Origin of the sequence: Oceanibaculum indicum P24 (assembly GCF_000299935.1) — a bacterium.
GTDB lineage: Bacteria > Pseudomonadota > Alphaproteobacteria > Oceanibaculales > Oceanibaculaceae > Oceanibaculum > Oceanibaculum indicum.
The window spans coordinates 1-25,031 of the sequence record NZ_AMRL01000028.1 but is presented as its reverse complement, the minus strand read 5'-3'; the positions used below and the strand labels follow the sequence as shown (position 1 = coordinate 25,031).

23 protein-coding genes are annotated in these 25,031 nt (G+C 64.8%); 9 read left to right on the top strand and 14 right to left on the bottom strand.

Translation table 11 applies throughout. The annotated features are described in order from the left end of the window. Nucleotides 1-36 precede the first annotated feature (36 nt). On the bottom strand, nucleotides 37-1,242 hold the full coding sequence (locus P24_RS16215) for a class I SAM-dependent methyltransferase (RefSeq protein WP_008945827.1): 1,206 nt from the start codon (nucleotides 1,240-1,242) through the stop codon (nucleotides 37-39). Nucleotides 1,243-1,370: 128 nt separating this feature from the next. On the opposite strand from P24_RS16215, the gene P24_RS16210 reads away from it, so the two are divergent. From P24_RS16210 to P24_RS16200, 4 genes are all read left to right on the top strand, one after another. Next, nucleotides 1,371-2,828: an amidohydrolase family protein gene (locus P24_RS16210; protein ID WP_008945826.1), complete on the top strand. Its 1,458-nt coding sequence runs from the start codon at nucleotides 1,371-1,373 to the stop codon at nucleotides 2,826-2,828. A gap of 297 nt (nucleotides 2,829-3,125) precedes the next feature. Further along, nucleotides 3,126-3,251 (top strand): hypothetical protein, encoded by a 126-nt coding sequence (locus P24_RS20645; protein WP_272943357.1) that lies wholly within the window; start codon nucleotides 3,126-3,128, stop codon nucleotides 3,249-3,251. Nucleotides 3,252-3,317: 66 nt separating this feature from the next. After that, nucleotides 3,318-4,745: a mannose-1-phosphate guanylyltransferase/mannose-6-phosphate isomerase gene (locus tag P24_RS16205; RefSeq protein WP_008945825.1), complete on the top strand. Its 1,428-nt coding sequence runs from the start codon at nucleotides 3,318-3,320 to the stop codon at nucleotides 4,743-4,745. 126 nt (nucleotides 4,746-4,871) lie between these two features. Next, nucleotides 4,872-5,342 carry a hypothetical protein gene (locus P24_RS16200; protein ID WP_040708119.1) on the top strand — a complete coding sequence of 157 codons (471 nt, stop codon included), beginning with the start codon at nucleotides 4,872-4,874 and terminating at the stop codon, nucleotides 5,340-5,342. Here the strand turns inward: P24_RS16200 and P24_RS16195 are convergent. The 6 genes from P24_RS16195 to P24_RS16170 are packed head-to-tail and all read right to left on the bottom strand — an operon-like array spanning nucleotide 5,327 to nucleotide 11,216. Then, nucleotides 5,327-5,707 carry a Na+/H+ antiporter subunit G gene (locus tag P24_RS16195; RefSeq protein ID WP_008945823.1) on the bottom strand — a complete coding sequence of 127 codons (381 nt, stop codon included), beginning with the start codon at nucleotides 5,705-5,707 and terminating at the stop codon, nucleotides 5,327-5,329. The two genes, P24_RS16200 and P24_RS16195, sit on opposite strands and share 16 nt — an antisense overlap. A 10-nt stretch (nucleotides 5,708-5,717) precedes the next feature. Continuing rightward, on the bottom strand, nucleotides 5,718-5,987 hold the full coding sequence (locus P24_RS16190; protein ID WP_008945822.1) for a K+/H+ antiporter subunit F: 270 nt from the start codon (nucleotides 5,985-5,987) through the stop codon (nucleotides 5,718-5,720). Further along, on the bottom strand, nucleotides 5,984-6,472 hold the full coding sequence (locus tag P24_RS16185; RefSeq protein ID WP_008945821.1) for a Na+/H+ antiporter subunit E: 489 nt from the start codon (nucleotides 6,470-6,472) through the stop codon (nucleotides 5,984-5,986). Before P24_RS16185 ends, P24_RS16190 begins: the two co-directional genes overlap by 4 nt. 16 nt (nucleotides 6,473-6,488) lie before the next feature. After that, nucleotides 6,489-8,006: a monovalent cation/H+ antiporter subunit D gene (locus P24_RS16180; RefSeq protein ID WP_008945820.1), complete on the bottom strand. Its 1,518-nt coding sequence runs from the start codon at nucleotides 8,004-8,006 to the stop codon at nucleotides 6,489-6,491. Next, entirely contained in the window at nucleotides 8,003-8,350 is a 348-nt protein-coding gene (locus tag P24_RS16175) for a Na+/H+ antiporter subunit C (RefSeq protein ID WP_008945819.1), read from the bottom strand. The genes P24_RS16180 and P24_RS16175 overlap by 4 nt, the downstream gene beginning before the upstream one ends. Before the next feature lies 1 nt (nucleotide 8,351). Further along, on the bottom strand, nucleotides 8,352-11,216 hold the full coding sequence (locus P24_RS16170; RefSeq protein WP_008945818.1) for a monovalent cation/H+ antiporter subunit A: 2,865 nt from the start codon (nucleotides 11,214-11,216) through the stop codon (nucleotides 8,352-8,354). A 313-nt stretch (nucleotides 11,217-11,529) separates the two neighbouring features. Here P24_RS16170 and P24_RS16165 point away from each other — a divergent pair, with 313 nt between their 5' ends. Further along, nucleotides 11,530-12,984, top strand: a complete 1,455-nt coding sequence (locus tag P24_RS16165; protein ID WP_008945817.1) for an amidase — start codon at nucleotides 11,530-11,532, stop codon at nucleotides 12,982-12,984. A 147-nt stretch (nucleotides 12,985-13,131) separates the two neighbouring features. Further along, nucleotides 13,132-14,382 carry a pyridoxal-phosphate-dependent aminotransferase family protein gene (locus P24_RS16160; RefSeq protein ID WP_008945816.1) on the top strand — a complete coding sequence of 417 codons (1,251 nt, stop codon included), beginning with the start codon at nucleotides 13,132-13,134 and terminating at the stop codon, nucleotides 14,380-14,382. Here the strand turns inward: P24_RS16160 and P24_RS19440 are convergent. The 4 genes from P24_RS19440 to P24_RS16140 all read right to left on the bottom strand — a co-directional run bounded on the left by P24_RS19440 (nucleotide 14,328) and on the right by P24_RS16140 (nucleotide 19,223). After that, the gene (locus P24_RS19440) at nucleotides 14,328-14,882 is read right to left on the bottom strand and encodes a PAS domain-containing protein (protein ID WP_192813258.1); all 555 of its coding nucleotides are present in this window, start codon (nucleotides 14,880-14,882) and stop codon (nucleotides 14,328-14,330) included. The two genes, P24_RS16160 and P24_RS19440, sit on opposite strands and share 55 nt — an antisense overlap. A gap of 106 nt (nucleotides 14,883-14,988) precedes the next feature. Then, nucleotides 14,989-16,674 (bottom strand): methyl-accepting chemotaxis protein, encoded by a 1,686-nt coding sequence (locus tag P24_RS16150; protein ID WP_008945814.1) that lies wholly within the window; start codon nucleotides 16,672-16,674, stop codon nucleotides 14,989-14,991. A gap of 26 nt (nucleotides 16,675-16,700) precedes the next feature. Beyond that, nucleotides 16,701-17,315 (bottom strand): hypothetical protein, encoded by a 615-nt coding sequence (locus P24_RS16145; protein WP_008945813.1) that lies wholly within the window; start codon nucleotides 17,313-17,315, stop codon nucleotides 16,701-16,703. Between the two features lie 267 nt (nucleotides 17,316-17,582). Next, complete coding sequence (locus tag P24_RS16140; protein WP_008945812.1) at nucleotides 17,583-19,223, bottom strand: thiamine pyrophosphate-dependent enzyme; 1,641 nt, start codon at nucleotides 19,221-19,223, stop codon at nucleotides 17,583-17,585. A gap of 279 nt (nucleotides 19,224-19,502) precedes the next feature. Here P24_RS16140 and P24_RS16135 point away from each other — a divergent pair, with 279 nt between their 5' ends. Beyond that, the gene (locus P24_RS16135) at nucleotides 19,503-19,832 is read left to right on the top strand and encodes a hypothetical protein (protein WP_008945811.1); all 330 of its coding nucleotides are present in this window, start codon (nucleotides 19,503-19,505) and stop codon (nucleotides 19,830-19,832) included. Between the two features lie 9 nt (nucleotides 19,833-19,841). On the opposite strand, the gene P24_RS16130 is transcribed toward P24_RS16135, so the two are convergent. From P24_RS16130 to P24_RS16120, 3 genes are all read right to left on the bottom strand, one after another. Next, on the bottom strand, nucleotides 19,842-21,485 hold the full coding sequence (locus P24_RS16130; RefSeq protein ID WP_008945810.1) for a tripartite tricarboxylate transporter permease: 1,644 nt from the start codon (nucleotides 21,483-21,485) through the stop codon (nucleotides 19,842-19,844). Between the two features lie 15 nt (nucleotides 21,486-21,500). Further along, nucleotides 21,501-21,977 (bottom strand): tripartite tricarboxylate transporter TctB family protein, encoded by a 477-nt coding sequence (locus tag P24_RS16125; RefSeq protein ID WP_008945809.1) that lies wholly within the window; start codon nucleotides 21,975-21,977, stop codon nucleotides 21,501-21,503. 89 nt (nucleotides 21,978-22,066) lie between these two features. After that, entirely contained in the window at nucleotides 22,067-23,041 is a 975-nt protein-coding gene (locus tag P24_RS16120) for a tripartite tricarboxylate transporter substrate binding protein (RefSeq protein WP_008945808.1), read from the bottom strand. Nucleotides 23,042-23,286: 245 nt separating this feature from the next. Here P24_RS16120 and P24_RS16115 point away from each other — a divergent pair, with 245 nt between their 5' ends. Together P24_RS16115 and P24_RS16110 are read left to right on the top strand one after the other, a co-directional pair. Further along, entirely contained in the window at nucleotides 23,287-24,108 is an 822-nt protein-coding gene (locus P24_RS16115; protein ID WP_008945807.1) for an aspartate dehydrogenase, read from the top strand. 166 nt (nucleotides 24,109-24,274) lie between these two features. Continuing rightward, a partial coding sequence (locus P24_RS16110) for a flagellin (RefSeq protein ID WP_008945806.1) occupies nucleotides 24,275-25,031 on the top strand: 757 nt, incomplete at its 3' end.

The window sequence follows — 25,031 nt, the reverse complement described above, 5'->3', positions numbered from 1 at the left end:
GCTGCGCAACCCTCTCCCGCAAGGGGGAGAGGGAATTTAGTGCCGCAGCGCCAGCCGGTTGATGCCGTTCAGCGCGCGCCAGACGGGTCTGAAGACGGCCATGAAGTTCTCCCAGTCGGTGAATCCCGTCTCCTGACGGATCGCGTCCATCCTGCGCGTGCCGTCGATCAGCCGCAGGATCGCAGGCGCCTGGCGCGGCAGCGGCAAGGTGACCGGCAGCCCGTCGAAGGCGCCCTTGATGCCGCCCTGCTGCTGGACCGCCTTTGCAACAGTCTCCGCCTCCCATTCGATGAAGAGCGGAATCGCCTCGGGTGCGGGCTGTGCCACGGTGCCGGACTCGCGGCTGAGATAGGCGATGTGCAGCTTCATGTTGCCGGCCAGCCGTTCGGCAAGCGCCGCCTGATCTGGCGCCGGCAGCGAAGCCGCCCGCTTGGCCAGCACCGGGTCGGTGAGATAGAGGGACGGGTCGTAGCGCAACGGCTCGATGAAGCTGGCGATCTGGAGGCCTGCGCCCGCCACCAGCTCGGCCAGCTGCGGCACGGTATAGGCGCGGTCCTGCCGGTGCAGCAGCAAATCCACCAGCTCCGCATCGCCGCGCCGGTGATCGCCGAGGAAGCGGTTGTTGCGGAAGCCGTTGGTGACGGGGAGGGCGGGCAGCAGCTTCTTCGCCAGCGCCACCTGCTCCTTCAGCGGCAGATCGCCGGCCAGCTGTTGCAGCGCCGCCTGCAGCGGATAGAGGCCCGCGCGACCATATTCGCCATAAACCATGATGCCGATGCCGCCGCCGGGCGCCAGAGCGCCGGCCAGGCTCGCGAGGCCGGCATCCGGGTCGGGAAGATGGTGCAGCACGCCGCAGCAATCGATGTAGTCGAAGCCGCCGAGGCCCATTTCCGCGAGGGCCAGCAGTGAGCCGGAGAGGAAGGTCACGTTTGTCAGGCCGCGTATCTTGATCCGCTGCTCCGCGATGCGGCGCGAGGCCGTGGACAGGTCGAGATAGGTGATCTCGGCCTTCATGCCCTTATCGTGCAGCTGCTGCGCCAGCATCACCGTGGCGTCGCCGGTACCGCCACCGGCCACCAACACGCGGAAGGGCTGGCTCCAGTCGCGCCGCCCGCCGAACAGGTAATGGTCGATCTCCAGCACCCGGCTGGGCGAGCCGGTGACGAGCCGCGTGGCTTCCTCTGCCGGGTTGCGGCCGGGATAGGGATAGGCCTCGTACTGGTCCTGTACCGGATCGGTCATGCAATATCCTCTCTGCGCCGAACCGGCATAGCGCAGAAGGGACGGATGGTCGAGACGATAGGCTCTATGAGCGGTCGCCGATTCTTGCCATGCTACCTGTCAACGAAGCGAACAAGCCGGGGGGCAGCATGAACAGCACAGACGCCAAGACCGCCAAGACCGTGGTGATCCGCAAGGCCGACTGGACGGTTGCCTGGGATGCCGGGAAGAACCGCCATGTCTATCGCCGCGGCATCGACATTGCCTTCTGGGGCAACGCGATCCTGCATGTCGGGCCGGATTATGACGGGCCGGCGGACAGCGAGATCGACGGGCGGCAGTCGGTCGTGCTGCCGGGCCTCATCAATATTCACTGCCACCCTTACAACCAGCCGACCTACAAGGGCGTGCGCGAGGAGTTGGGGAATCCGAAGCTCTATATGAGCGCGCTGTACGACCGCACGGCGCTGTTCCAGGACCATGAGGGCGGGCCGGAGGCGCCGTGCGCCTATGCGCTGTCGGAAATGCTGCTGTCCGGCGTGACCACCATTGCCGACCTGTCACCGAGCTATCCCGGCTGGATCGAGCTGCTGGCCAAGAGCGGCGTGCGCGCCTATGTGACGCCGCAGTTCCGCGAGGCGCGCTGGGACGTGCCGACCGGCCATCGGCTGGATTTCGTCTGGGACAAGGAAGCCGGCCAAAAGCAGTTCGAGAAGGCGCTGGCGCTGGTGGACGAGGCGGTGGCGCATCCGTCCGGCCGGCTGTCCGGCATCGTCATGCCGGCGCAGGTCGATACCTGCTCGGCGGAGATGTTCCAGGAGTCGGTGAAGGCGGCGCGCGCCCGCAAGCTGCCGCTGCAGACCCATGCGGCGCAGAGCGTGGTCGAGTTCCACGAGATGACCCGCCGGCACGGGCTCACGCCGATCCAGTGGCTGGACGAGGTGGGGTTCCTGGCGCCGGACGTGACCATCGGCCATGGCATGTTCCTCGACCATCACTCGCTGATCCATTGGGAGAGCCGCAGTGACCTCGGCCTGCTGGCGAAGCGCGGCGCGACGGTGGCGCACTGCCCGACGGTGTTCTCGCGCTATGGCCATACGCTGGAGCATTTCGGGAAGTATCTGGAGGCCGGGGTGAACATGGCGATCGGCACCGACACCCACCCGCATAATCTGTGGGAGGAGATGCGCACCGCTGCCATCCTGGCGCGGGTGAACGCCAAGGATTTCCGCGCCGTGACCACCGCCGACATGTTCAATGCCGTCACCACCGGCCCGGCCAAAGCGCTGGGACGCGATGATATCGGAAGGCTGGCGCCGGGTGCCAAGGCCGACATCGTGCTGGTCGATGCCACGCATCCGATCATGCGGCCACTGCGCGACCCGCTGCGCAGCCTCGTCTATACGGCGGCGGAACGCGCGGTGCGCGACGTCTATGTCGATGGCGTGCTGCGCGTCGAGAACGGGCAGGTGCTGGGCTTCGACTTCGCCGCCGCCGCCGAGGCGGTGGAGCAGGGGCAGCGCCGGGCTGAGGCGACGGTCGCGCAGCGCAACCCGAAAGGTCTGTCGGGCCGCGATATCTCCCCGCTGGCGCTGGAGGAAATGTGAGGGGTGTCGGCATTTTTGTCTGAAAGGCCGGGTTTGAAGTGCTGGCGTCCGGGTTCCTCCTGCCGTCATTCCCGCACTTGTTGCGGGAATCCAGGCCTCGGCTTGCTTCGGCCTAGCCTGAGCATGCTGGACCCTGGACCCCCGGTACAAGACCGGGGGTGACGGTTAGAATAGGAGGTGCTGCCGGCGAATCGTCATTTCAGGCAAGGCGATATCGATTTGACTTCTTGATTGCGAGCCAGTCGCAACTAAATTAGAATGCATCTAGTTTGCGACTGTGCCGCAATGGAGGCGGTCATGAAGGACGACAAGAAGAACAAGCTGGCGGGAATCGTGTGGCGGTCGGTCACGCTCGGTATGCTGGTAACGGCGGTGGCCGGGCTGCTGCTGTCGATCGGTCACGAACCGGCGGTCATCGCCTAGCCCTTGCAGGCGGGAAGGGCTTGTGCGAAGGGATGACGGACCCGTCGCCCGTATCCGGATAGCGCAATGCCCCAATCCGCCGATTTCAGTTCCGTCATTCCCGTCATCCTGTCCGGCGGCAGCGGCTCGCGGCTATGGCCGGTGTCGCGTCTCAGCTACCCCAAGCAGTTCCTGCCTCTGCTGGGCGACAGCAGCCTGATCCAGGACACCGTTCTGCGCACCGCGCCGGCCCAGGGTTTCGGCGCGCCGATGATCGTCTGCGCGGAGGATCACCGCTTCATCGTTGCCGAACATATGCGCCAGCTCGATATCGAGCCGGCAGCCATCCTGCTGGAGCCGAAGGGGCGCAACACCGCGCCGGCGCTGGCCGCCGCCGCGCTGGTCGCACGCGAAAAGACGCCCGAATCCATCCTGCTGGTGCTGCCGGCGGACCATCATATTGCCGACCCGGCAGGGCTTCGTGCGGCTGTGGCGGCGGGCCTGCCGCTGGCGCGGGCCGGCAAGCTGGTCACTTTCGGCATGGTGCCGGACGCGCCGGAGACCGGCTATGGCTATGTGAAGCCGGGCGAGTCTCTGGGCGATGGTGTGCAGGCCGTCGAACGCTTCGTTGAAAAGCCGGACCGTGCCACGGCGGAACTTTTTGTCGCCGAGGGCTATCTCTGGAATTCCGGCATGTTCCTGCTGTCCGCCGAGGCCTGCCTGGCGGAGATCGCGCGCCACGCGCCGGAGGTGCTGAAGGCGGCGGAGGAATCTGTCGCCATGGCGACCAGCGATCTGTCCTTCCGACGGCTGGGCGCGGCATTCGCCGAGGCGCCCTCGATCTCCATCGACTATGCGGTGATGGAACGAACGGACCATGCCGCCGTCGTGCCGGCAGATATCGGCTGGGCCGATCTGGGCTCCTGGTCCTCGCTCTGGCAGGTTGGTGAGAAGAATGCAGACGGCAATGTGCTGCAGGGCGACGCCTGGACCATCGGCACGAAGAACAGCCTTGTACGCGGCGAGGGCATCGCGACGGTGGCGGTCGGTGTCGAGAATCTGATCGTCGTCGCCACCGAGGATGCGGTGCTGGTCGTCTCCAAGGATGCCGTGCAACAGGTGAAGGACGCGGTGGAGCTGCTCAAGGCCGAAGGCCGCGGCGAGGCCAGCGCGCATCGCCAGATCTACCGCCCCTGGGGCTATTACCAGACCCTGCATGCCGGCGACCGCTTCCAGGTGAAGCGGCTGACCGTGAAGCCGGGCGGCAAGCTGTCGCTGCAGAAGCACTTCCACCGCGCCGAACACTGGGTGGTGGTGAACGGCACCGCGCTGGTCACGCGCGGCGAGGAGCAGATGCTGCTGCAGGAGAATGAGTCGGTCTATCTGCCGCTGGGCTGCGTCCACCGGCTGGAGAACCCGGGCAAGGTGCCGCTGAACCTAATCGAGGTGCAGTCCGGCGCCTATCTCGGCGAGGACGATATCGTACGCATCGAGGATGCCTTCGGCCGCGCCTGACCTTGTCAGGCATATGGTTGCCATGTCGAATTATCGTTTCTTTATATATATTTAAGCCTGTTATCGCGGCGGTTGGGGTGGTATCGCTAAGGATACCAAGTTGCTCAATTCTCAACCGGGGGCGGGATGACGGGCCGGGACGATGATGCTTCGGACAGGGCACAGGCAAGGCAGGCAAATGACAATCGAAGTTCGGAGATAATCGTCAGCGGCTCAGCCGATAATCGGGTAACCCTCTCCGTCACGGGGGACCTGCTCTTCATCACGGTCGAGAACGAGGCGGGGTTGAGCGATGTCCGCGCCTGCCTTCAGGAAGCGCTGTCGCGCGGCATGGTCCGCACCAACATGCTGACGCTCGTCGATGCCACAAGGTTCCATGGCATCGTCGAGTGGGAGGTGCTGTACGACATCGTCAAGCTGGCGCCATGGGGCAGCGCGCCGCCACCCGAATCCCGCGTCGCCTATGTCGCGCGGGACGGCTTCTTCTTTCAGCTCGTGAAGATCGCCGCCAGCATCTTTCCGAGAGCCAACCACCGCCTGTTCACGGACCGGCTGGAGGCTCTGGACTGGCTGCGGGAGGCTCAGCTCTCCGCCTGACGCTCCGGGACCTTGTAGGTCGCCCAGTCGGATGCCTTGGCGTCCGGCTTCGGCAGGCTCTTTGCCGCCTCGGCGCGCTGCTCGTGCAGATAGGCCTTGGCGATGAAATTGGCGGTGATCGGCGCCGTGATGAACAGGAACAGCGTGATCGCCAGCTCATGCACCGACACGGTGCCATGCGCCATCAGGTTATAGAGCATGGAGGCAACGAGGATGCCGCCGACGCCCAGAGTCGTCGCCTTGGTCGGGGCATGCAGCCTGGTCATCACGTCGGGCAGCTTCAGCAGGCCGAAGGAACCCACCAGAGAGAAGAAGCCGGCGATGACGATGAAGGCGGAGAGCAGCAGTTCGAGAATGAAATCCATGATCCGCTCCTTACTCGATCACGTCGCCGCGCAGCAGGAACTTGCAGTAGGCCACGGTGGAGATGAAGCCCACCATGGCGAACAGGATCGCCGCCTCGAACAGGATGGAAGTGTCGCTCATCAGGCTGTACAGCACGATCAGCGCGATGGCGTTGATGGTCATGGTGTCCAGCGCCAGGATGCGGTCCGGTATGGTCGGCCCGGTGGCAAGGCGCCACAGATTCATCAGCAGTGCCAGGCCGATGCAGGCGAAACAGAAGGCGATGGCGTAGAAGATCATTCGAAAATCTCCTTCAGGCGGGCCTCGTAGCGCTTCTTGATATCGGCGATGGTTGCCGGCGCATCCTCAATGTTCAGCCCGTGCACCAGCAGGCTGCGGCCATCGGCCGACAGGTCGCAGGACACGGTGCCTGGCGTCATGGTGATGGTGCCGGCCAGCAGGGTGATCGCTTCCGGCGTGCGGATATCCAGCGGGATCGAGATGAAATCCGGCTTCAGGTCAGCATTGCGCTTGAACAGGATCAGCCCGGCAACCTGGACGTTGGCGACGACGATGTCCCACAGCACCAGGAAGAAATAGGCAAAGGCCTTCGGGTAGCTGGCAATGCGCGGCGCGCCCGGCCACAGCCGGCTGGTCAGCAGCGTGATTCCAATGCCCAGCAGGATGCCCAGCACGAGTCCGCCGACCGAGAAGTCGTTCAGCAGAACCATCCAGAGCAGGGTGAGGATAATGACCATGATCGGGTGCGGAAGATAACGCTGCATCAGTATCCTCCCTTCCTCAACGCGACGCCAGCGCGTCGGCGCCCAGCACGGCGGCGATGTAGTCCGTCGGGGCCATCAGCTGCCGCGCCGTCTCGTCCAGATAGCCGGAAACCGGCCCGGCGAAAGCGGACAGCAGGGCCGTCATCGCCAGCACGCCGATGGTGGCGACCAGTGGCAGGACCGGCTGCGGACCGGTGGGGCTCTCGGGGGCGACATCCCCGCCGCGCTTCCAGAACACCAGGCTGCCGGCCCGGGCGAAGGCGACGATGGACAGGAAGGAGGTGACGAGGATCAGCGTCCAGATCCAGCCCATCGCCCCGCTGTCGCGCGCGGCGTCCAGGATCAGCAGCTTGCCCAGGAAACCGCTCAGCGGCGGCAGGCCGGCCATGGCGATGGCGGCGGCCATGAACAGCGACGAGGTCAGGCCAATCCCGGCGAAGCTGCTACCCGGCGCCACCGCATCGCTGCCACGCCGGATCGATATCTGCTCGACCAGCAGGAACAGGCCGGCGGCGATGAAGGTCGAATGCAGCATGTAATACATGCCGGCCGACAGCGCTTCCGCCGTGAACAGGCTGAAGCCGGTCAGCAGCGTGCCCATCGAGCCGACGACGCCGAAGGCGACCAGCCAGCGCAGCTGCCGTGCGGCCAGCATGCCGACCATGCCGATCACCATCGTGACCAGCGCGGCCGGCAGCAGCCAGGGGCCGGCGACAAAGGTGGCGGGGCCGGCGTCGGCGCCGAAGGCCAGCGTGTAGAAGCGCAGGATCGAATAGGCACCGACCTTGGTCATGATCGCGAACAGGGCGGCCACCGGGGCAGAGCTGGCGGCATAGGTGCCGGGCAGCCAGAAATGCAGCGGTACCAGCGCCGCCTTGATGCCGAACACCAGCAGCAGCAACAGCGCGCCGGCCTGCAGCAGCCCCTGATCGCCCGCCGCCACCTGCGGCACCTTCACCGCAAGGTCGGCCATGTTCAGCGTGCCGGTGACGCCATAGATCATGGTGACCGCGATCAGGAACAGCGCGGAGCCGGTCAGGTTGGTGATGACATAATGCGTGCCGGCCTTCAGACGTTCGCCGCCGCTGCCATGCACCATCAGCCCGTAGGAGGCGATCAGCAGCACCTCGTAGAACACGAACAGGTTGAACACGTCGCCGGTCAGGAAGGCGCCATTCACGCCCATCAGCTGGAACTGGAACAGCGCGTGGAAATGCCGGCCGCGCTTGTCCCAGCCGCCAAGGGCATAGAGCAGCACGAACAGCGCCAGCGCGGATGTGAGCAGCAGCATCATCGCCGACAGCCGGTCCAGCACCAGCACGATGCCGAACGGCGCCGGCCAGTTGCCCAGCAGATAAGCCTCCGCCGGGGTCTGCGTTGCGGCCACGGTCAGTGCCACGGCGACGGCGAACTGCGCAGCGGTCGAGGTCAGGGCGACGGTACGCTCCAGCGCCTGGTCCTTGTTCAGGCCAAGCAGAAGAAGGCTGGCGGCGATGGCCGGAAGGATGACCGGCAGAATGATCCAGTGACTCATCGCCCGGTTCCCTCCCGGTTATCGCTGTCGCCATCGACATGGTCGCTGTCAACTTCCAGATAGGCGCGCAGCACCAGCACCACGGCCATCGCCGTCATGCCGAAGGCGATGACGATGGCGGTCAGCACCAGCGCCTGCGGCAGCGGGTCGGTGTACTGCGCCAGCTTCAGGGCCAGGATCGGCGGCTTTTCGGTCTCAAGCCGGCCCATGGCGAAGATGAAGGCGTTCACCGCATAGGACAGGAAGGTCAGCCCGACGATGACCGGGAAGGTGCGGGCGCGCAGCAGCAGATAGACGCCCGCCGCCGTCATCACGCCAATGCCGGATGCCATGAGGAATTCCATGTCAGCTCTCCTGACCGGCGGGTTTCGCCGCTGTGCCGTCGCGTGACGGGTCGAGGTCCATCGGCTCCTTCGAGACGGTCAGATGCTCCGCCTTCATGCCGATGCGCGACAGGTTCGCCAGCGCCAGCATCACCGCACCGACCACGGTCAGGAACACGCCGATATCGAACAGCATCGCGGTCGCCAGCTCGAAGGTGCCGACCAGCGGCAGGGTGAAATAGCCGTAGTCGCTGGTCAGGAACGGCCGCCCGGCCAGCCAGGCGCCGACGCCGGTCAGCGCGGCGAACAGCACGCCGAGGCCAATCGTCATGTGATAGTCGATGCGGATGCGCTGTGCTGCCCAGCCAAGGCCGCTGGCCATGTACTGCATGACCAGCGCGATGGCGACGATCAGGCCGGCGATGAAGCCGCCGCCCGGCTCGTTATGGCCGCGCAGGAAGATATAGACGCCGACCATCAGCGCCAGCGGCAGCATGACGCGCGACACCACGACCATCATCAGCGGGTGCCGGTCGGCGGCGCGCGCGGTCTCGAACTGCCAGTTCATCAGCTTGCGCCGGCATTCGCCATGCATCGCGCTGTCCAGCAGGGCGAAGATCACCAGCGCGGCGATGCCCAGCACGATGATCTCGCCGAATGTATCGAAGCCGCGGAAATCGACCAGGATCACGTTCACCACATTGGTGCCGCCGCCGCCGGTCTTGGAATTCTCCAGATGGTAGCTGGAGATGGTCTCGAAATCGCGGGTCATCACCGCCCAGACCGCACCGCCGACACCCAGCCCGGCCAGCCCGGCGAGGATGCCGTCGCGCGTCTTGCGCGGCATGCTGCTTTCGACCGGCGTTGCCTTCGGCAGGAAGTTCAGCGCCAGCAGCATCAGGATGACCGTCACCACCTCGACGGAGATCTGCGTCAGCGCAAGGTCGGGGGCGGACAGATACAGGAAGCCCAGCGAGACGATGAGGCCGACCACGCTGACCAGCATCAGCGCGAACAGGCGCTGGCGGTGCATCGTCACCGCGCCGATGCTGGCGGCGATCAGCAGCAGCCAGGCAATGATGGCAAGCGGCGGAGCAGGCAGGGTCGGTCGGCCGCCCGGCGCGTTCGTGGTGCCGAAATAGCCGCCATAGCCGATCACCAGCGCCGCGCCCACCAGCCAGGCGAGGTAGCGCTGCAGCGAGCCGTTCTGCAGCCCGTCCGTGAAGCGGCTTGCCAGGCTCACCAGTGCTGCGATGCAGGCCTCGAAGATCGTCTTGGCCTCCGGTCGCGGCACCGATTCGCGGATCGCCTTGGCCGTGGCGTGGCGCCACAGCAGCAGCGCGCCGCCGACCACCGCGATCACGCTCATGAACAGGGCCGGGGTGAGGCCATGCCAGATCGCCAGCTTGTAGTCCGGCGCCGGCGCGCCGATGACGGCGGCGGAGACGGTGGCGACCAGCGGCCCGGCGATCACCGCCGGCAACAGGCCGATCAGCACCACCAGCACCGCCAGCAGCGCGGGCGGCGCCCACATCAGGAAGGGCGGATCGTGCGGATGATGCGGATAGTCATGGCGCTGCTCGCCCAGGAAGACATGCGCGATGTAGCGGAAGGAATAGGCGACGGAGAACAGCGCGCCGATCGTCGCCAGCACGGGCACGATCCAGTCATTGCCCAGCCAGACGGTCAGCCCGGCCTGTTCAAGCATCATCTCCTTCGACAGGAAGCCGTTCAGCAGCGGCAGGCCGGCCATCGAGGCGGCGGTTACCATGGCGATGGTGCCGGTGATCGGCATCAGGAACAGCAAGCCGCCCAGCCGCTTGATGTCGCGCGTGCCGGCCTCGTGATCGACGATGCCGGCGGTCATGAACAGCGCCGCCTTGAAGGTCGCATGGTTCAGGATGTGGAACACCGCGGTCATCGCGCCCATCGGCGTGCCGAAGCCCAGCAGCATGGTGATCAGCCCCAGATGGCTGACCGTGGAGAAGGCCAGCAGCCCCTTCAGATCATCCTTGAACAGGGCGATCCACGCCGCGATGACCATGGTCGCGAGACCGGCGGTGGTCACCAGGTAGAACCATTCCTCGGTGCCCGACAGCACAGGCCAAAGCCGCGCCATCAGGAAGATGCCGGCCTTCACCATGGTGGCGCTGTGCAGATAGGCGCTGACCGGGGTGGGGGCGGCCATCGCGTGCGGCAGCCAGAAATGGAACGGGAACTGCGCCGACTTGGTGAAGCAGCCGCCGAGGATCAGCAGCAATGCCGGCAGGTACAGCGGCGACTGCCGGATGACGTCGCCATTCTGCAGGATCACGGTCAGGTCGTAGGAGCCGGCGATATGGCCCAGGATCAGCATGCCGGCAATCAGCGACAGGCCGCCGGCGCCGGTGACGGCCAGCGCCATGCGCGCGCCCTGGCGGCCTTCCGGCAGGTGGTTCCAGTAGCCGATCAGCAGGAAGGAGGACAGGCTTGTCAGCTCCCAGAACACCAGCAGCAGCAGGATGTTGTCGGACAGCACGATGCCGACCATGGCGCCCTGGAACAACAGCAGATAGGCCATGAAGCGGCCCATCGGGTCGTCCTTCGACAGGTAGGCGCGGGCATAGATGATGATCAGCGCGCCAATGCCCAGGATCAGCCCGGCGAAGAACAGCCCCAGCCCGTCCACGAAGAAGTTCACGTTGAGGCCAAGTGCCGGCAGCCATTCGAACCGCGCAGTCACCACCTCGCCGCGAAAGACGGCGGGGGCGTGCGTCAGCAGCAATGTGAGGCTGGTCAGCGTGGTGGCGAGCGCGGCGATGCTGCAGGCATTGCGGCCCGCCCGTATCGACAGCGCAGCGAAAATGGCGCCGATAAACGGCAGCAAAACGATCAGAAGGAGGCTCATCGGTATCCCTTGCGTCTCCCTGCGACGTATGCCCTGTCCGGATGGGACTGTGTGAGGCTTACTTATTTGGTGTGCGGCGCGGTAAACCCGCTTTTGTGCCGTTCTTGTTGGCGCGAGGCTGGCGAAATAAAGCGAATATCCCGCGCGCTGTCCAGAAAAGTCGGTCAGGGTGGTTACCGATTTTCGACACCCGATCCGACGCCAGCGGGGTGCAGACCGGCCATGCGGCGGTTCGGCTTGGCGCTTTCTGTCAGCATCGCTAACATTTCGCACCATTCGCGGAAATCAAGCCAAGCAGGGAGCCTCAAGCATCATGGACATCGCATTCTGGCCGGCGAAGAAGCAGGCAGCGGCCATCAAGAACAAGAAGATCAGTGCCCTCGAACTGCTGGATCACTGCCTGGCGCGGGTCGAAAAGCATGATGGCGACATCAATGCCGTGGTGGTGAAGGATGTCGAGGGTGCGCGCAAGCGCGCGAAGGAGGCTGACAAGGCGCTGGCCAAGGGCTCTGTCTGGGGGGCGCTGCACGGCGTGCCGATGACGATCAAGGAATCCTTCGACGTGGTCGGCATGCCCACCACTTGGGGCCTGCCGGAGATGAAGGACAATTTCCCGAAGCAGGACGCGCTGTCGGTCACCCGCCTGAAGCAGGCCGGCGTGACGCTCTACGGCAAGTCCAACGTGCCGCTGTTGCTGTCCGACTGGCAGAGCTTCAACGAGGTCTATGGTACCACCAACAACCCCTGGGACCTGACGCGCACGCCGGGCGGTTCCTCCGGCGGGTCGGCGGCGTCGCTGGCCGCCGGCTTCTGCGGCATTGAGGCGGGCAGCGACATCGGCGCCTCGATCCGCAACCCGGCGCATTATTGCGGCGTCTTCGGGCACAAGCCGACCTATGGCATCTGCCCGCCGCGCGGCCAGGCGCTGCCGGGCCGGGTTTCGGCCTCCGATATCTCGGTGATCGGTCCGATGGCGCGCAGCGCCGCCGACCTTGCCATCGGCCTCGATGTGATGGCCGGGCCGGACGATATCGAAGGGGCGGGCTACAAGCTTGTTCTGCCGGCGCCGAAGAAGAAGAGCCTGAAGGACTACAAGGTCGCCCTGATGCTGACCGACCGCAATGCGGAGGTCGATAAGAGCGTGCAGGACCGGCTGCTGGCGCTGGCGGATTTCCTGCGCAAGGAAGGGGCGACGGTGGACGAGCGCGCGCGCCCGGATATCGATACCGACGAGGCGATGGCGATCTATGTCGCACTGCTGCGCGGGGCGACCTCCGGCCGGCAGACGGCGGAACAGTACAAGGCGAACCTGGCGCTGGCGGAAAAGCTGGACCCGAAGGACCAGGGCTATGCCGCCCGCATGCTCCGCGCCGTCACCATGCCGCACAAGGACTGGCTGGCCTTTAACGAGCGCCGCCACCAGCTGCGGCTGAAATGGGCGGAGTTCTTCACCCAGTACGATCTGCTGCTGTGCCCGACCGCGACCACGGCGGCCTTCACGCAGAACCAGAAGGGCGAGCGCTGGGAGCGCATGATCCCGGTGAACGGCAAGGACCAGCCCTCGACCGACCAGCTGTTCTGGGCCGGTTATACTGGTGCCTTCTATCTGCCCTCGACCATGGCGCCCATCGGCCTGACGCCGGAGGGGCTGCCGGTCGGCGTGCAGATCGTCGGCCCGCAATATGGCGACCGCAACTGCATCGCCTTCGCCGGGATGATCGAGAAGGGCTATGGCGGCTTCGTCGCGCCGCCCGCCTACGCGGCGTGAAGAGGCGCATTCTTTTGCCCGGAAGTGTCGCGGATACAAGAAAAGGCTTGACCAAGCCGGGCTGAAAAATGCTCCACTCTTCAACCGCGCTGCGAAAGGATGATTCGTGGCGCTTTGATCCATGACCAGCAGCTGAGAAGAGACGCGATGACACAGGTTAAGAGGGGCAAGGGCTTCCTGAACACACCGGGGCCGACCAATGTGCCGGACCGCGTGCTGAATGCGATGCACACCCCGGCCGTGGATCTGAACGATCCCCGCCTGCTCGACACTGTCGCGTCCTGCTTCGAGGATATGCGGACGGTCTTCCGTACCAGGGAAGGCCGTATCTTCATGTACATCACCAACGGCCATGGCGCCTGGGAAGCAGCCCTCGTGAATGTGCTGAGCCCCGGCGACAAGCTGCTGGTGCCGGAAACCGGTAATTTCTCTGCCGGCTGGCGCGATGTTGCGGCCGCCTATGGCGCCGAGATCGAGGAGATTCCGAACGACTGGCGCAAGGCGATCCAGCCGTCGCAGATCGCCGAGCGTCTGGCTGCTGACAAGGACAAGAAGATCAAGGCCGTGCTGCTGGTCCATACCGACACTGCCGTCGGCATCACTGCCGATGTGAAGGCGGTGCGGGAGGCCATGGACAAGGTCGGCCATCCGGCGCTGCTGATGGTCGATACCATCGCCTCGCTGGGCACGGTCGATTTCCGCATGGATGACTGGGGCGTGGACGTGGCTGTCGCCGCCTCCCAGAAGGGGCTGATGATGCCGCCGGGCCTGGGCTTCGTGGCCGCCGGCCCGCGCGCCATCGAGGCGCACAGGAAGGCGACCGCACCGCGCCGCTACTGGGACTGGGGTGCCAGGCTGGAGCCGGAAAGCTATCGCCGGTTCTGCGGTACCGCGCCGGAGCATCACATGTTCGGCATGCGCGCCGCGCTCGACATGCTGCTGGAGGAGGGGCTGGAGAATGCCTTCCGCCGCCACCAGATGCTGGCCGACGCCACCCGCGCGGCCATCGAGGTGTGGAGCAAGGCCAACGTGCTGTCCTTCAACGCGGTCAACCCGGCCGAGCGATCCAACGGTGTGACCACCATCCTGGTTGCCGACGGCTATGACGGGGCGGCGATCCGCGAGGTTGCCCGCGAGGTCTTCCAGACGGGTCTTGGCGGCGGCCTAGGCAAGCTGCAGGGCAAGGCGTTCCGCATCGGCCATATGGGCGACATGAACGAGCCGATGCTGCTGGGCGCGCTCTCGGCGGTTGAGGCGTCGCTGTCCTATCTCGACATCCCCTACGAGCGCGGCGGCGTCGATGCGGCGATCCGCAGCATCGCCGCGTCGCGCAAGCGGATGGATCAGGCCTCGTCGCCGATCACCCTGGTCAAGCCGGGTGCAAAGCCGGCGGCGTAGGTCATCGTCAGGTCGCCGACCGAATCGGGACTTTTCTCGAAAACCTGCGTGCCGATGAAATGATCGACCCTCTCGCCATCCTGGGCGAGGGGGCAGATCAGCCGCTGGGTGCGGCCCTTGGCAACCTCCAGGGCGCCAATGAAGACCGATTCGGACAGCAATGGCAGGCGCGCGATCCTTGCCTGTTCGTACAGGCCGGTGATGTAGCGCGCATAGTCCTTGTTGGGGTTCAACTCGTCCACATAGGCGCCGGTCAGGTCGAGGCCGGCGGCCTTGGCAAGGCCAGTGCCGCACAGGCGGAAGCGTAGACGCCCCCCGTCCAGCTCGACGATGCTGACATAGGGCAGCAGCTTCGGCCCCAGCTCCAGCGGATCGAAATCCTGCCGGCGGGGCAGGGCGCCGCCGTGCCGGTCCCTCTGCGCACGCCAAAGGCGCAGCAGCCTGCGGATTGTGGGCCGCATCTCTGTTTCGGTCTTGGCGTTACCCGTTTGATCCGTCACTGACACTCCTTTGCTTAAAAGCCAGCGTAAAGACATAGGTGGCGAAGCGAAAGAAAAAGGCCCGGCAGGGACTGCCGGGCCTTCGCGTTGCGGGTTTCCTTGCCGGTCAGGCGGCGTTCACATCCCGCAGGAAGCCGCTGACTTCGCGCTGCAGCGTGCCGGCCTTGTCGCCCAGCTCGACCGAGGAGGTCAGCACCTCGTTGGCCGAGGCACCAGTGACCTGCGCGGCGGAGCTGACGCTGCCGATGTTGCTCGACACCTCGTTGGCGCCGGCGGCGGCCTGCTCGACATTGCGGGCGATCTCCGAGGTGGCGGCCTGCTGTTCCTCGACGGCGGCAGCGACCATCGTGGTGATGCCGTTCATCTCGTTGATGCGCTCACCGATCCGGCGGATCGCCTCGACAGCCGAGTTTGTCGTGGCCTGGATCGAACCGATCTGGCTGCCGATATCCTCGGTCGCGCGGGCGGTCTGGCTGGCCAGGCTCTTCACCTCGGAGGCCACGACCGCGAAGCCCTTGCCGGCGTCGCCGGCCCGTGCGGCCTCGATGGTGGCGTTCAGCGCCAGCAGGTTGGTCTGCTCGGCGATGTCGTTGATCATGCTGATCACCTCGCCGATGCGGTTGGCGGCTTCCGCCAGTTCCTGCACCACATTGTTGGTCTGCTCGGCTTCCTTGGCGGCCTCGGTCGCTAGGGTCGTGGACTGCGACACCTGCCGGCTGATCTCGGCGATGGAGTTGGCCAGCTCTTCCGCAGCGGCGGAGACGGCGTTCACATTCTGCGAGGCCTGCTCGGCGGCGGCAGCCACGGAGGTGGCGCGTTCGGTGGTCTCGACCGCAGTGTCGCTCATCGAGCGGGCGGTCGCCTGCATGGTCTCGGCGGAGTGCGAGACGTTCTCCAGCAGCGCTTCCACGCTGGTGCGGAAGCTGTTGGTCAGCTGCTCGATGCGGGTGGCACGGGCGTTCCGTTCCTCCTGCTCGCGGGCGGCGGCGGCGGCCATCTCCTCATTGCGGATCAGATTGTCCTTGAAGACCTGAACCGCCTCGGCCATCTCGCCGACCTCGTCCTTGCGGCCGACCGCCGGGATCTCGATGGTCTTGTCGCCACCGGCCAGACGGGTCATGGCGTCAGTCATGCGGCTGATCGGGGTGACGATGCCACGGGACAGCATCAGGGCCAGCGTGATTGCAACCGCCAGGGCGGCGATGCCGCCGACAATGATCACGGTGTAAGTCACGGTGATAGCCGATATCTGGATAGCGACAGCCTCCGCAACCTGCGCGTTTTCAGCCTTCTTCATCTCCCGGAGCAGAGCATTCATGTCATCCACGAAGGCCTTGCCAGCACCGACGGCCTCCAGGGTACGGGCTTCCTCGATGGTATCCACAGCCCCCATCGCGGCAATCTGGCGGGAGGCGACCGTATCGATCCATTGTTTATGAAGGCCCACCACCTGCTCCAGGCGCTGACTCTGCTGGGGATCGTTATCCCTTTGCATGTCAGCCTTCAGGGCGGTCAACGCGGCAGCAAAATTCTCGGCACCGCTGTTGTAGGGCGCAAGATAGGAAGGATCGCCGCTGATCAGATAGCCGCGGATGGCGCGCTGCTGATCGATGATGGCCGTGCCAAGCTCCTCAATATGGCTGAGCATCATGTCGGTCGCTTCGACACGCTCGATTGCGTCCTGCACTTCTGAAACTTTCCAGAAGGATACGGCGCTGACCGCGAACATGATGGCGACGATGATCGCAAAGGCGAGGGGCAGCTTCGCGGAAATTCGAAGATTGTTCAGCATGGGAAGTGTTCCTTCGCTAGGCGGGGTCAGCGGGCGGCCTGCTGGCGGCGCATTGCCAGCATGTCAAGATCGACTTCGACGGTGATCGCACCGACAGGCTTGCCGTCGGCCGGGTCCTTGATGGTGAAGTTCACCTGCTGCAGGCGGTGGCCGGTATCCTTCTCGACCGCGACCTTGTCGGCGAACACCGCATCCGGGCCGACCAGGAAGGTCTTCTGGTACTTCGCCTCGTCACCCTGCCAGTAATCGCCGGTGATGCTGCTCTGGCCGACATTCAGGCCCTTGTTGTCCATCACGAACATCTCGACGAACAGCCCACGCGACTGTGCCATCTCGCGGATCAGATAGCCGGAAAGGGGAGAACCCAGCACCTGCGCGATCAGCGGCTGCTTGTCTGACTTGCGCTGCTCGACCCACTGCTTGTCCAGCGCATCGATATCGGCCTGGGTCAGCGTCTTGTGGCGCTCATTCTGCGCCTTGATCGAGATCAGCACGGTCTGATGCGCCGTGATATCGCGTATCTGTTCGATCAGCGCATCATCGATCTGGGCCGGCGCGGCATCGGAGGCGTGCGCCACGCCCAGCAATGGGGCGGAGAAAAGGAAAGTCGCGGCAAGGGTCGCGGCAATGCGGGATGTCATCGTTACATGCTCCTATATGCTTGCGCGTCTGCGCATGGCCGGAACATGCTCCCAAAAAATTAATAAAACCTTTCGTTAAAGTTAATCAGATATTACGCATACCATTGAATATATGGAGAAATTGCAAATGCGAATTCATGTCATTGGAAATGACTCAAATTTTCCATAAACTTAGGCCAGATATTGGAATCATTGTCGCGGCGGAGGCGACTACCGCGACACTGAAAAATAGCCGAAAATTTTTTGCGTATTTCGGTAAGGCGCGGATCAGTCCGCCGCGTTCGCCCGCGAGACGGTGGCCGGCAGATAGGTTTCAAGGCTCGCCTTCACCTCGACCAGACGCGGACCGGTCGCCTGCACCGCCTCGCGCAGCACCGGGCGGATGTCCTCCTCGCGCTCGATGATGTAGCCGGCGGCGCCATAGGCCCGTGCCAGCGCCGCGAAGTCGGGGTTCACCAGATCGGTGGCGACCACGCGCCCCGGATAATGCCGCTCCTGATGGATGCGGATGGAGGCATAGCTGCTGTTGTTCGACAGCAGGATCAGCAGCGGCAGCTGGCGCGCCACAGCCGTCATGAACTCCGAACCGGTCATCATGAAGCCGCCATCGCCGACCAGGCAGATCACCTGCCGCCCGGGATGGCGCAGGGCGGCGGCGACCGCGCCAGGCACGCCATAGCCCATGGCGCCGGAGATCGGCGCCAGCAGGCGCTGCGGATGGCGGAAGGGGACATGGCGATAGACATGGCTGGACAGCGTGCCGGCATCGGCGACGACGATGCCGTCTTCCTCCAGCACCTCGTTCAGCGCATGGACGACATTGCCGAACACCACACCGTCCGGCGCCGCCTTCACGGTCCAGGTTGCATAGTCCTCGTAGAGCGCGCGAACCATGCCCGACCAGTCGCGCGCGGGCAGAGCCGTACCGTCTGCCAGTGTCTCCGCCAGCGCCTTTGGCGAGGCCGCGATACCGACATCGGCGATGAAATGCTGGCCGATGATGCGGGAATCGTCATGGCAATGCACCAGCGCCTGACGAGGACGCGGGTAGTCCGGGAAGCTGTAATTCTGCGTGGTGATGTCGCCCAGCCTTGTGCCCAGCGCCAGAATCAGGTCGCTGTCCTGGAAGGCAGCGATCTGCTGCTTCGGGTTGGCGAGGCCCAGATCGCCAGCATAGAGCGGATGCGCGTTGGGGAACAGATCCTGCCGGCGGAAGCTGACCGCGACCGGCACGTTCCAGCGTTCGGCGAAGGCCAGCAGCGCCTCGCGCCCGCCCGGCACATCCAGTCCGCCGCCGGCGATGATCAGCGGACGCTGTGCCTTTTCCAGCAGCGCGCGCACATCGGCAATATCCTGAGGAGCGGGAACGGAGGGCCGGCGCTGCTGTACCACGCCGGCCGACATTGGCGCTTCCGGGAACTGCAGATCCTCCGGCACCACCAGCACGACCGGGCCCGGCGTGCCGCTGGTGGCGATGCGCACCGCCTTGGCGGTCAGCTCTGGCACCTGCTCGGCGTCGATGGCCTCGGCCACCCATTTGGCGATGCCGCCATACATGCGGCCATAGTCGATTTCCTGGAACGCCTCGCGCCGCAGATCCTTCTTCTCGATCTGGCCGACGATCAGGATCAGCGGCACCGCGTCCTGCTCCGCCGTGTGCAGGGCAATCGCGGCATTGGTGGCGCCGGGGCCGCGGCTGACCAGCAGCACGCCAGGCCGGGCGGTCAGCCTTGCATCGGCGACCGCCATGAAGCCGGCGCTGGCCTCGTGCCGGGCCGTCACCACATCGATGGGGGAGTCGTGCAGCGCGTCCATGATGCCGAGGAAGCTTTCGCCCGGCACGCAGAACACCCGGTCGATGCCGTTGCGGTGCAGAATTTCGACAAGGGCCTGGGCGGCGTTCGGCATGGGGGCATTCCTGCGCTGCGGTAAGTGTATCCAGATGTGTGCAGAATGGCTAAAGCCTCACCCTGTTATGGGCAAGACCCATATGGGGAAGTCTGTCATGCAGGAAAGGGGGCATGCCTTGCACCTGCCGCCTGTTGACCGTGCCAGCCAGGACGGGTAATTATATTTCCATGATGTATCCGGTCCGGAGCAACGCGATTCGAATTATCGCCCCGGCGTCTGTCGAGACGCCGGGTGTCGTCGAGTCGCGTTCTGTTACCGTTTTTGAGGGTACATCCCATGTCTGTTTCGCCCATGTCAGTTTCGAGCGTTCTTTCGACTGATCTTCCTGCTGACGCCGACCATCCGGCTGCCGGTGATCCCGTCCTCGCCCATTTCCGTCTGACCGCCCTGGCCGACCCGAACATGCTGTCGCGGCTGCTGGAGCATTTCGCCAAACGCAGCCTGGTGCCGGAGCGCTGGCTGAGCCAGCGCGTGGACGATACTGACGGCGACCTGCTGCAGGTGGAGGCGGAATGCCATCTGCGCGACGCCGATACGGCCCAGTATGTCGGCCGCTGCCTCGCGCAGATTCCCGGCGTCACCGGCTGCGTGGTCCTGACCGGCTGAGGGAACCCCTCAGCCGGCATTACGCTGGCGGCGCCAGGCGATGGCGACCGCCGCCAGGATCAGCAACCCGCCAAGCCCGGTGCGGAACCAGCCCTCCATCATCAGCAGCGGCAGGCCGATGGCGGCCATGAAGGCCGCTCCGTAATAGCGGCTCCAGGCATAGCCCTTCTCCCGTGCGCGCTGGTACAGCGGGAAGCAGATCGAGAACACCGCCATCACCGTGAAGAACAGCGCCCAGGGGCGGGTGACGAACAGGGTCAGATCGTCACTGGTGGATAGCGCGCGGGACAGGTTCAGCTCCGCCACTGGCCCCAGCACCACGCCCAGCACCATCGGCGTCAGCGGGAAGCCGCGCTGCTGCATGACGAAGCCCAATATGCCGAACATCAGCAGCGTCCAGATGTCGGAGATCACGTTGCTCAGCGTGAACACGCCGATGGCGCAATAAGCCAGGATGACGACGCCCAGAATGTAGAGCGGTACCCGCGTGACCAGCATGAAGATGCGCAGGCAGCCGGAGGTCAGCGCCAGCGTCATGAAGTTCGCCAGGAAATAGGCGACCATGATGGCGTAGGCCAGCTGCGGCTGGGTGGAGATGAAGGTGGGGCTGGGTGCGATATTGTGGATGGTCAGCGCGCCCAGCATCACTGCCGTCACCGCGTCGCCGGGGATGCCGAGCGCCATCATCATGATGAGCGCGCCACCCGCCGTGGCGTTGTTCGAGGCTTCGGAGGCGATCACGCCTTCGGGAATGCCGGTGCCGAATTTCTCGGGATGCTTCGAAGCCTTCTTTTCCTGGTCATAGGCCAGGATATTCGAGATCGAACTGCCGGCCGCCGGCAACAGCCCGATGAACAGGCCGATGGCGGAGGACCGGACCACCGTGAGCCAGTGCCGGAAATTGAGGCGGATGGATTCCAGATGCTCCATGCGCACGGCGGCGTGCCTGCCGGACAGCATCGGCTTCCGGGCCGCCTCCGTATCCTGCATGTCGGACAGCAACTGGCTGAAGGCGAACAGCCCGATCAGCACGGGCAGGAAGTCGAAGCCCGCGCGCCAGCTTTCGATGCCGAAGGTCAGCCGTTCGGCGCCGTTGATAGCATCCTCGCCGACGGCGGCCAGCACCATGCCGAACACGCCGGCGATCAGCCCCTTGACCAGCGCGCCGTCCGACAGGCTCGCGGCGATGGTCAGCGCGAAGCAGACCAGGGTGAAGAAGTCCCAGGGGCCGAATTCCAGCCCGATGGCGGCCAGCGTTGGCGCCATGACGACCAGAACGATGGCCGAAAGGATGCCGGCCAGGAAGGACGACCACAGGCCAAGCCCCAGCGCCAGGCCGGGCCGGCCGGCGCGCGACATCGGGAAGCCGTCGAAGGTCGTCGATATGGCGGATGGTGTGCCGGGAATACCGATCAGCGCCGAGGCGAACATGCCGCCGGTCAGGCCGCCAACATAGACGCCCAGCATGGTGGACAAGCCCTCGACGGAACTCATCCCGAAGGTGAAGGGCAGGGTCAGCACCACCGCCATGGTGATGGTGAAGCCGGGGATCGAGCCTGCAATCAGGCCGCAGGCCACGCCGGCAGCCATCAGCCCCAGATTATGCAGGGCGAAGACAGCCTCGAAGGCGGAGAACAGATTCTCGAAGATCATCGTTCAGCCCCTGCCTTACCGGAACAGCTCGCCGACGGGCATGGCGACGCCAAGCCCGTAGCGGAAGATCGCCCACATGCCGCCAACGGCGACGATGGAGATGATTGCGTGCAGCAGCAGGCTGCGCGGGTCGCGCCGGCCGATGATGCCCTGCGTCAGGAAGACGAACAGCGCGCCGCTGACCAGCATGCCGAGATAGGGCAGGGCCAGCAGGAACAGGAAGAACATGCCGAAGCAGGTGATCGCACTGCTGTAGCCTTTCAGCCAGGCGCGCAGGCTGCGGCGCTCGCCCTCTGCGGGCGGCGTGGCGACCGACTGCACCAGATAGATCATCACCAGGACGAACATGAGCGTCAGCGCGAAACGCGGCCAGACGTCCGAGCCCATGGTGGAGAAGGGAATTTCGCGGATGTAGAAGGTCTGCCAGAAGAAGGCTCCGCAGACGAGCAGCAGCACGATGGCGGTGATCGTGTCGCGGTTGAGGCGGTTCATGGGCGCACCGATAGAAGGGGAATAGCCGCAGGCGGGCCGCGGATATCCGCAGCCCGCCACGTTGTCTAGATACTGCCGGGAAGGCCGGTTTACGGCTTCTTGTACATCCCGATCTTGATCGCCAGCCTTTCATGCTCGGCGAAGCTCGACTTCAGGAAGGCGGCATAGTCGGCGGCATTCTTGTACATGACGACCGAGCTGGCGCCGGTGATCGCCTTGGTCAGCGACGGGTCCATGGCGGCCTTCTCGAACACGCCTTCCCAGAAGCGGATGATCTCCGGCGGGGTACCCTTCGGCGCCATGACGCCGCGCGCCAGGCCGTAGGTTACCGGGACGCCCTGCTCCTTCAGGGTGGGGATGTCGGCGACCTGCTCGTCGCGCTTCTCCGTGGCGATGCCGAGCGCCTTCAGCGAGCCCTCGGAGATATACTGCTTGGCGGTCAGGATGTTGGTCTCGCCAAGCATCACGTTGCCGGCCAGCAGGGCAGTGTTGCGCTCGCGCGTGCCTTCATAGGAGACGTAGCGGAACTCGGCGCCGGTCGCGTCCTCGACCAGCAGGAAGATGAAATGGCTGGTCGAGCCCAGGGTGACACCGGCGGTGATGCTCTTGGGCTCCTTCTTCGCCGCGTCGATCATCTCCTTCATGGTGGCGTAGGGGGCCTTGGCGTAGGCACCGATGATCGACGGGGTGTAGGTCACCAGCGAGATCGGCTCGAACGCGTCATAGGTGTAATCGACGCGGCCGGTCAGGAAGCTGGTGATGACGCTTTCATGGATTGCCACCAGGGTGCAGCCGTCGGGCTTCGCCTTGCGGGCCTCGCCGGAACCGCGGTTGCCGCCCTGGCCGCCGATGTTTACGACCTGCAGCTCGGGCTTCACGCCGCTCTTGTTGATCGCATCGACGAAGGTGCGGAACACGATGTCGGTATCGCCGCCAGCACCCCAGGGCACGATCAGCTGCGCGGTCGAGCAATCGGGCGCTGCCGCGCGGCTTTCGCCGGGGAAGAACGCCGTTGCGGCCATCAGAGCCGCGGCAGCGGTGGAGAGAAGTGTGCGCTTATACATATTCGGACCCCCTTGTTGTGTCCTTTTGGTTTATCGGACCGGATGAAGCGCCTTCGATGCCCGCGCGCCGTAGGGGCGCTTGGACACTCTGCAATTCCTCTTGTTCGTTTCCGCGGGAGCGGGTTGTTTTTATAGTTCTGGACAAACTTCCGGGCAGGAAAGTAAGGCATTGTTACTAGTTTTGCCAGCCATGCCCTGACGGCACCGGCATCAAACGCCCGACCACAGAACAGGAAGAGGTTTTCATGTCCGTTTCAAGCGCCCCCTTGCGTGTTGCTGTCGGCGGTTTCGGGGCCATCGGCTTCGCCCTGGCGAAGGCCCTGGATGACGGCATCGACGGGCTGGCGCTGGCGGCGGTCTCCGCTCGCGACAAGAAGAAGGCCGCCGACAAGATGGAAGGTTTCCGAGCACCGGTCCCGGTGGTCGATCTGGAGGCACTGGCGGAACTGGCGGACATCGTCGTCGAATGCGCGCCGTCCACCGTGTTCCGTTCCATCGGCGAGCCGGCCCTGAAGGCGGGCCGCATCTTCGTGCCGCTCAGCGTTGGCCAGCTGCTGGTGCATGACGATCTGAAGGACATCGCCATCGCCCATGGCGGTCGCATCGTGGTGCCGACCGGCGCGCTGATCGGGCTGGACGCGGTGCGCGCCGCCGCCGAGGGCAACATCGAGAGCGTGACCATGGTGACCCGCAAGCCGCCGCGCGGGCTGATGGGCGCGCCCTATCTGGAGCAGAATAACATCTCGCTGGAAGGGCTGAACGAGGCGAAGCTGATCTTCGACGGTTCCGCCCGCGATGGCGCCAAGGGGTTCCCGGCCAATGTGAATGTTGCTGCCGCCCTCAGCCTGGCCGGCATCGGGCCGGACCGCACGCGGCTGCAGATCTGGGCTGACCCGGCGGTGACGCGCAACACCCACCGCATCGAGGTGGAGGCAGACAGCGCGCGCTTTGCCATGAGCATCGAGAATGTGCCGTCCGAGGAGAATCCGAAAACCGGCAAGATCACCGCGCTCAGCGCCATTGCCTGCCTGCGTGGGCTGGTCGCGCCGATGCGGGTCGGCACCTGAGCCCCCGGCCCAAATCCCCAGCCTGAAGAAAATTTCACTTTGCTGATGTTTTTTGTTTGACAGGCGGGCGCGGAAATAGCATTTATTCCGATAGCTGGCATTTTACGCAATCAAAACGAAGGCGTGGCTGGCATATCGGCTAACCCTTAGAAAAAGGAATTTGATCATGGCCGCAGGTAATAACTCCATCAATACCAATGTCGGCGCTCTCGTCGCCCTGCAGAATCTGAACAGCATCAACAGCCGTTTGGATACGACGCAGAACCGTGTTTCGACCGGTTTCAAGGTGACTGGCGCTGTCGATGACGCTTCCAGCTTCTCGATCGCTCAGGGTCTGCGCGGCGAGATGAAGGCCTACGGTGCCGTCTCTCAGGGCCTCGCCAATGCGCGCGGTGTCATGAAGGTTGCCGAAGCCGGCGCCACGGCGGTGTCCGATCTGGTCGGCGACATCAAGAAGAAGGTCGTTGAGCTGGCGAACGCCGCCATCACGACGGCACAGCGCTCGATCCTGACTTCTGACTTCAATCAGCTGGTCGATCAGGCCCGTGCCTTCCTGAACCAGGCGACGTTTCAGGGCAACAACCTGCTGAACTCCGGCGCGGCGACGACCAACGTCATCTCGGACATCGATGGTTCGACCATCGAACTGCGTCCGAATGACCTGATCGGCGATCTGGACACCTTCTCGGGTGCCGCGGACGTCAGCAGCGCCTCGGCGGCGACCTCGACGCTGGATGCGCTGGCCACCTTCGAGTCGGCGGTCAACACCGCGCTCGGCAACATCGGTGCCGATACCCGTAAGCTGAACTTCCAGGACGATTTCATCGGCAAGATCGCTGATGCCGTGGAAGTGGGCCTCGGGTCCATCGTCGATGCCGACCTGGCAAAGGAATCGGCAAGGCTGCAGGCCCTGCAGATCCAGC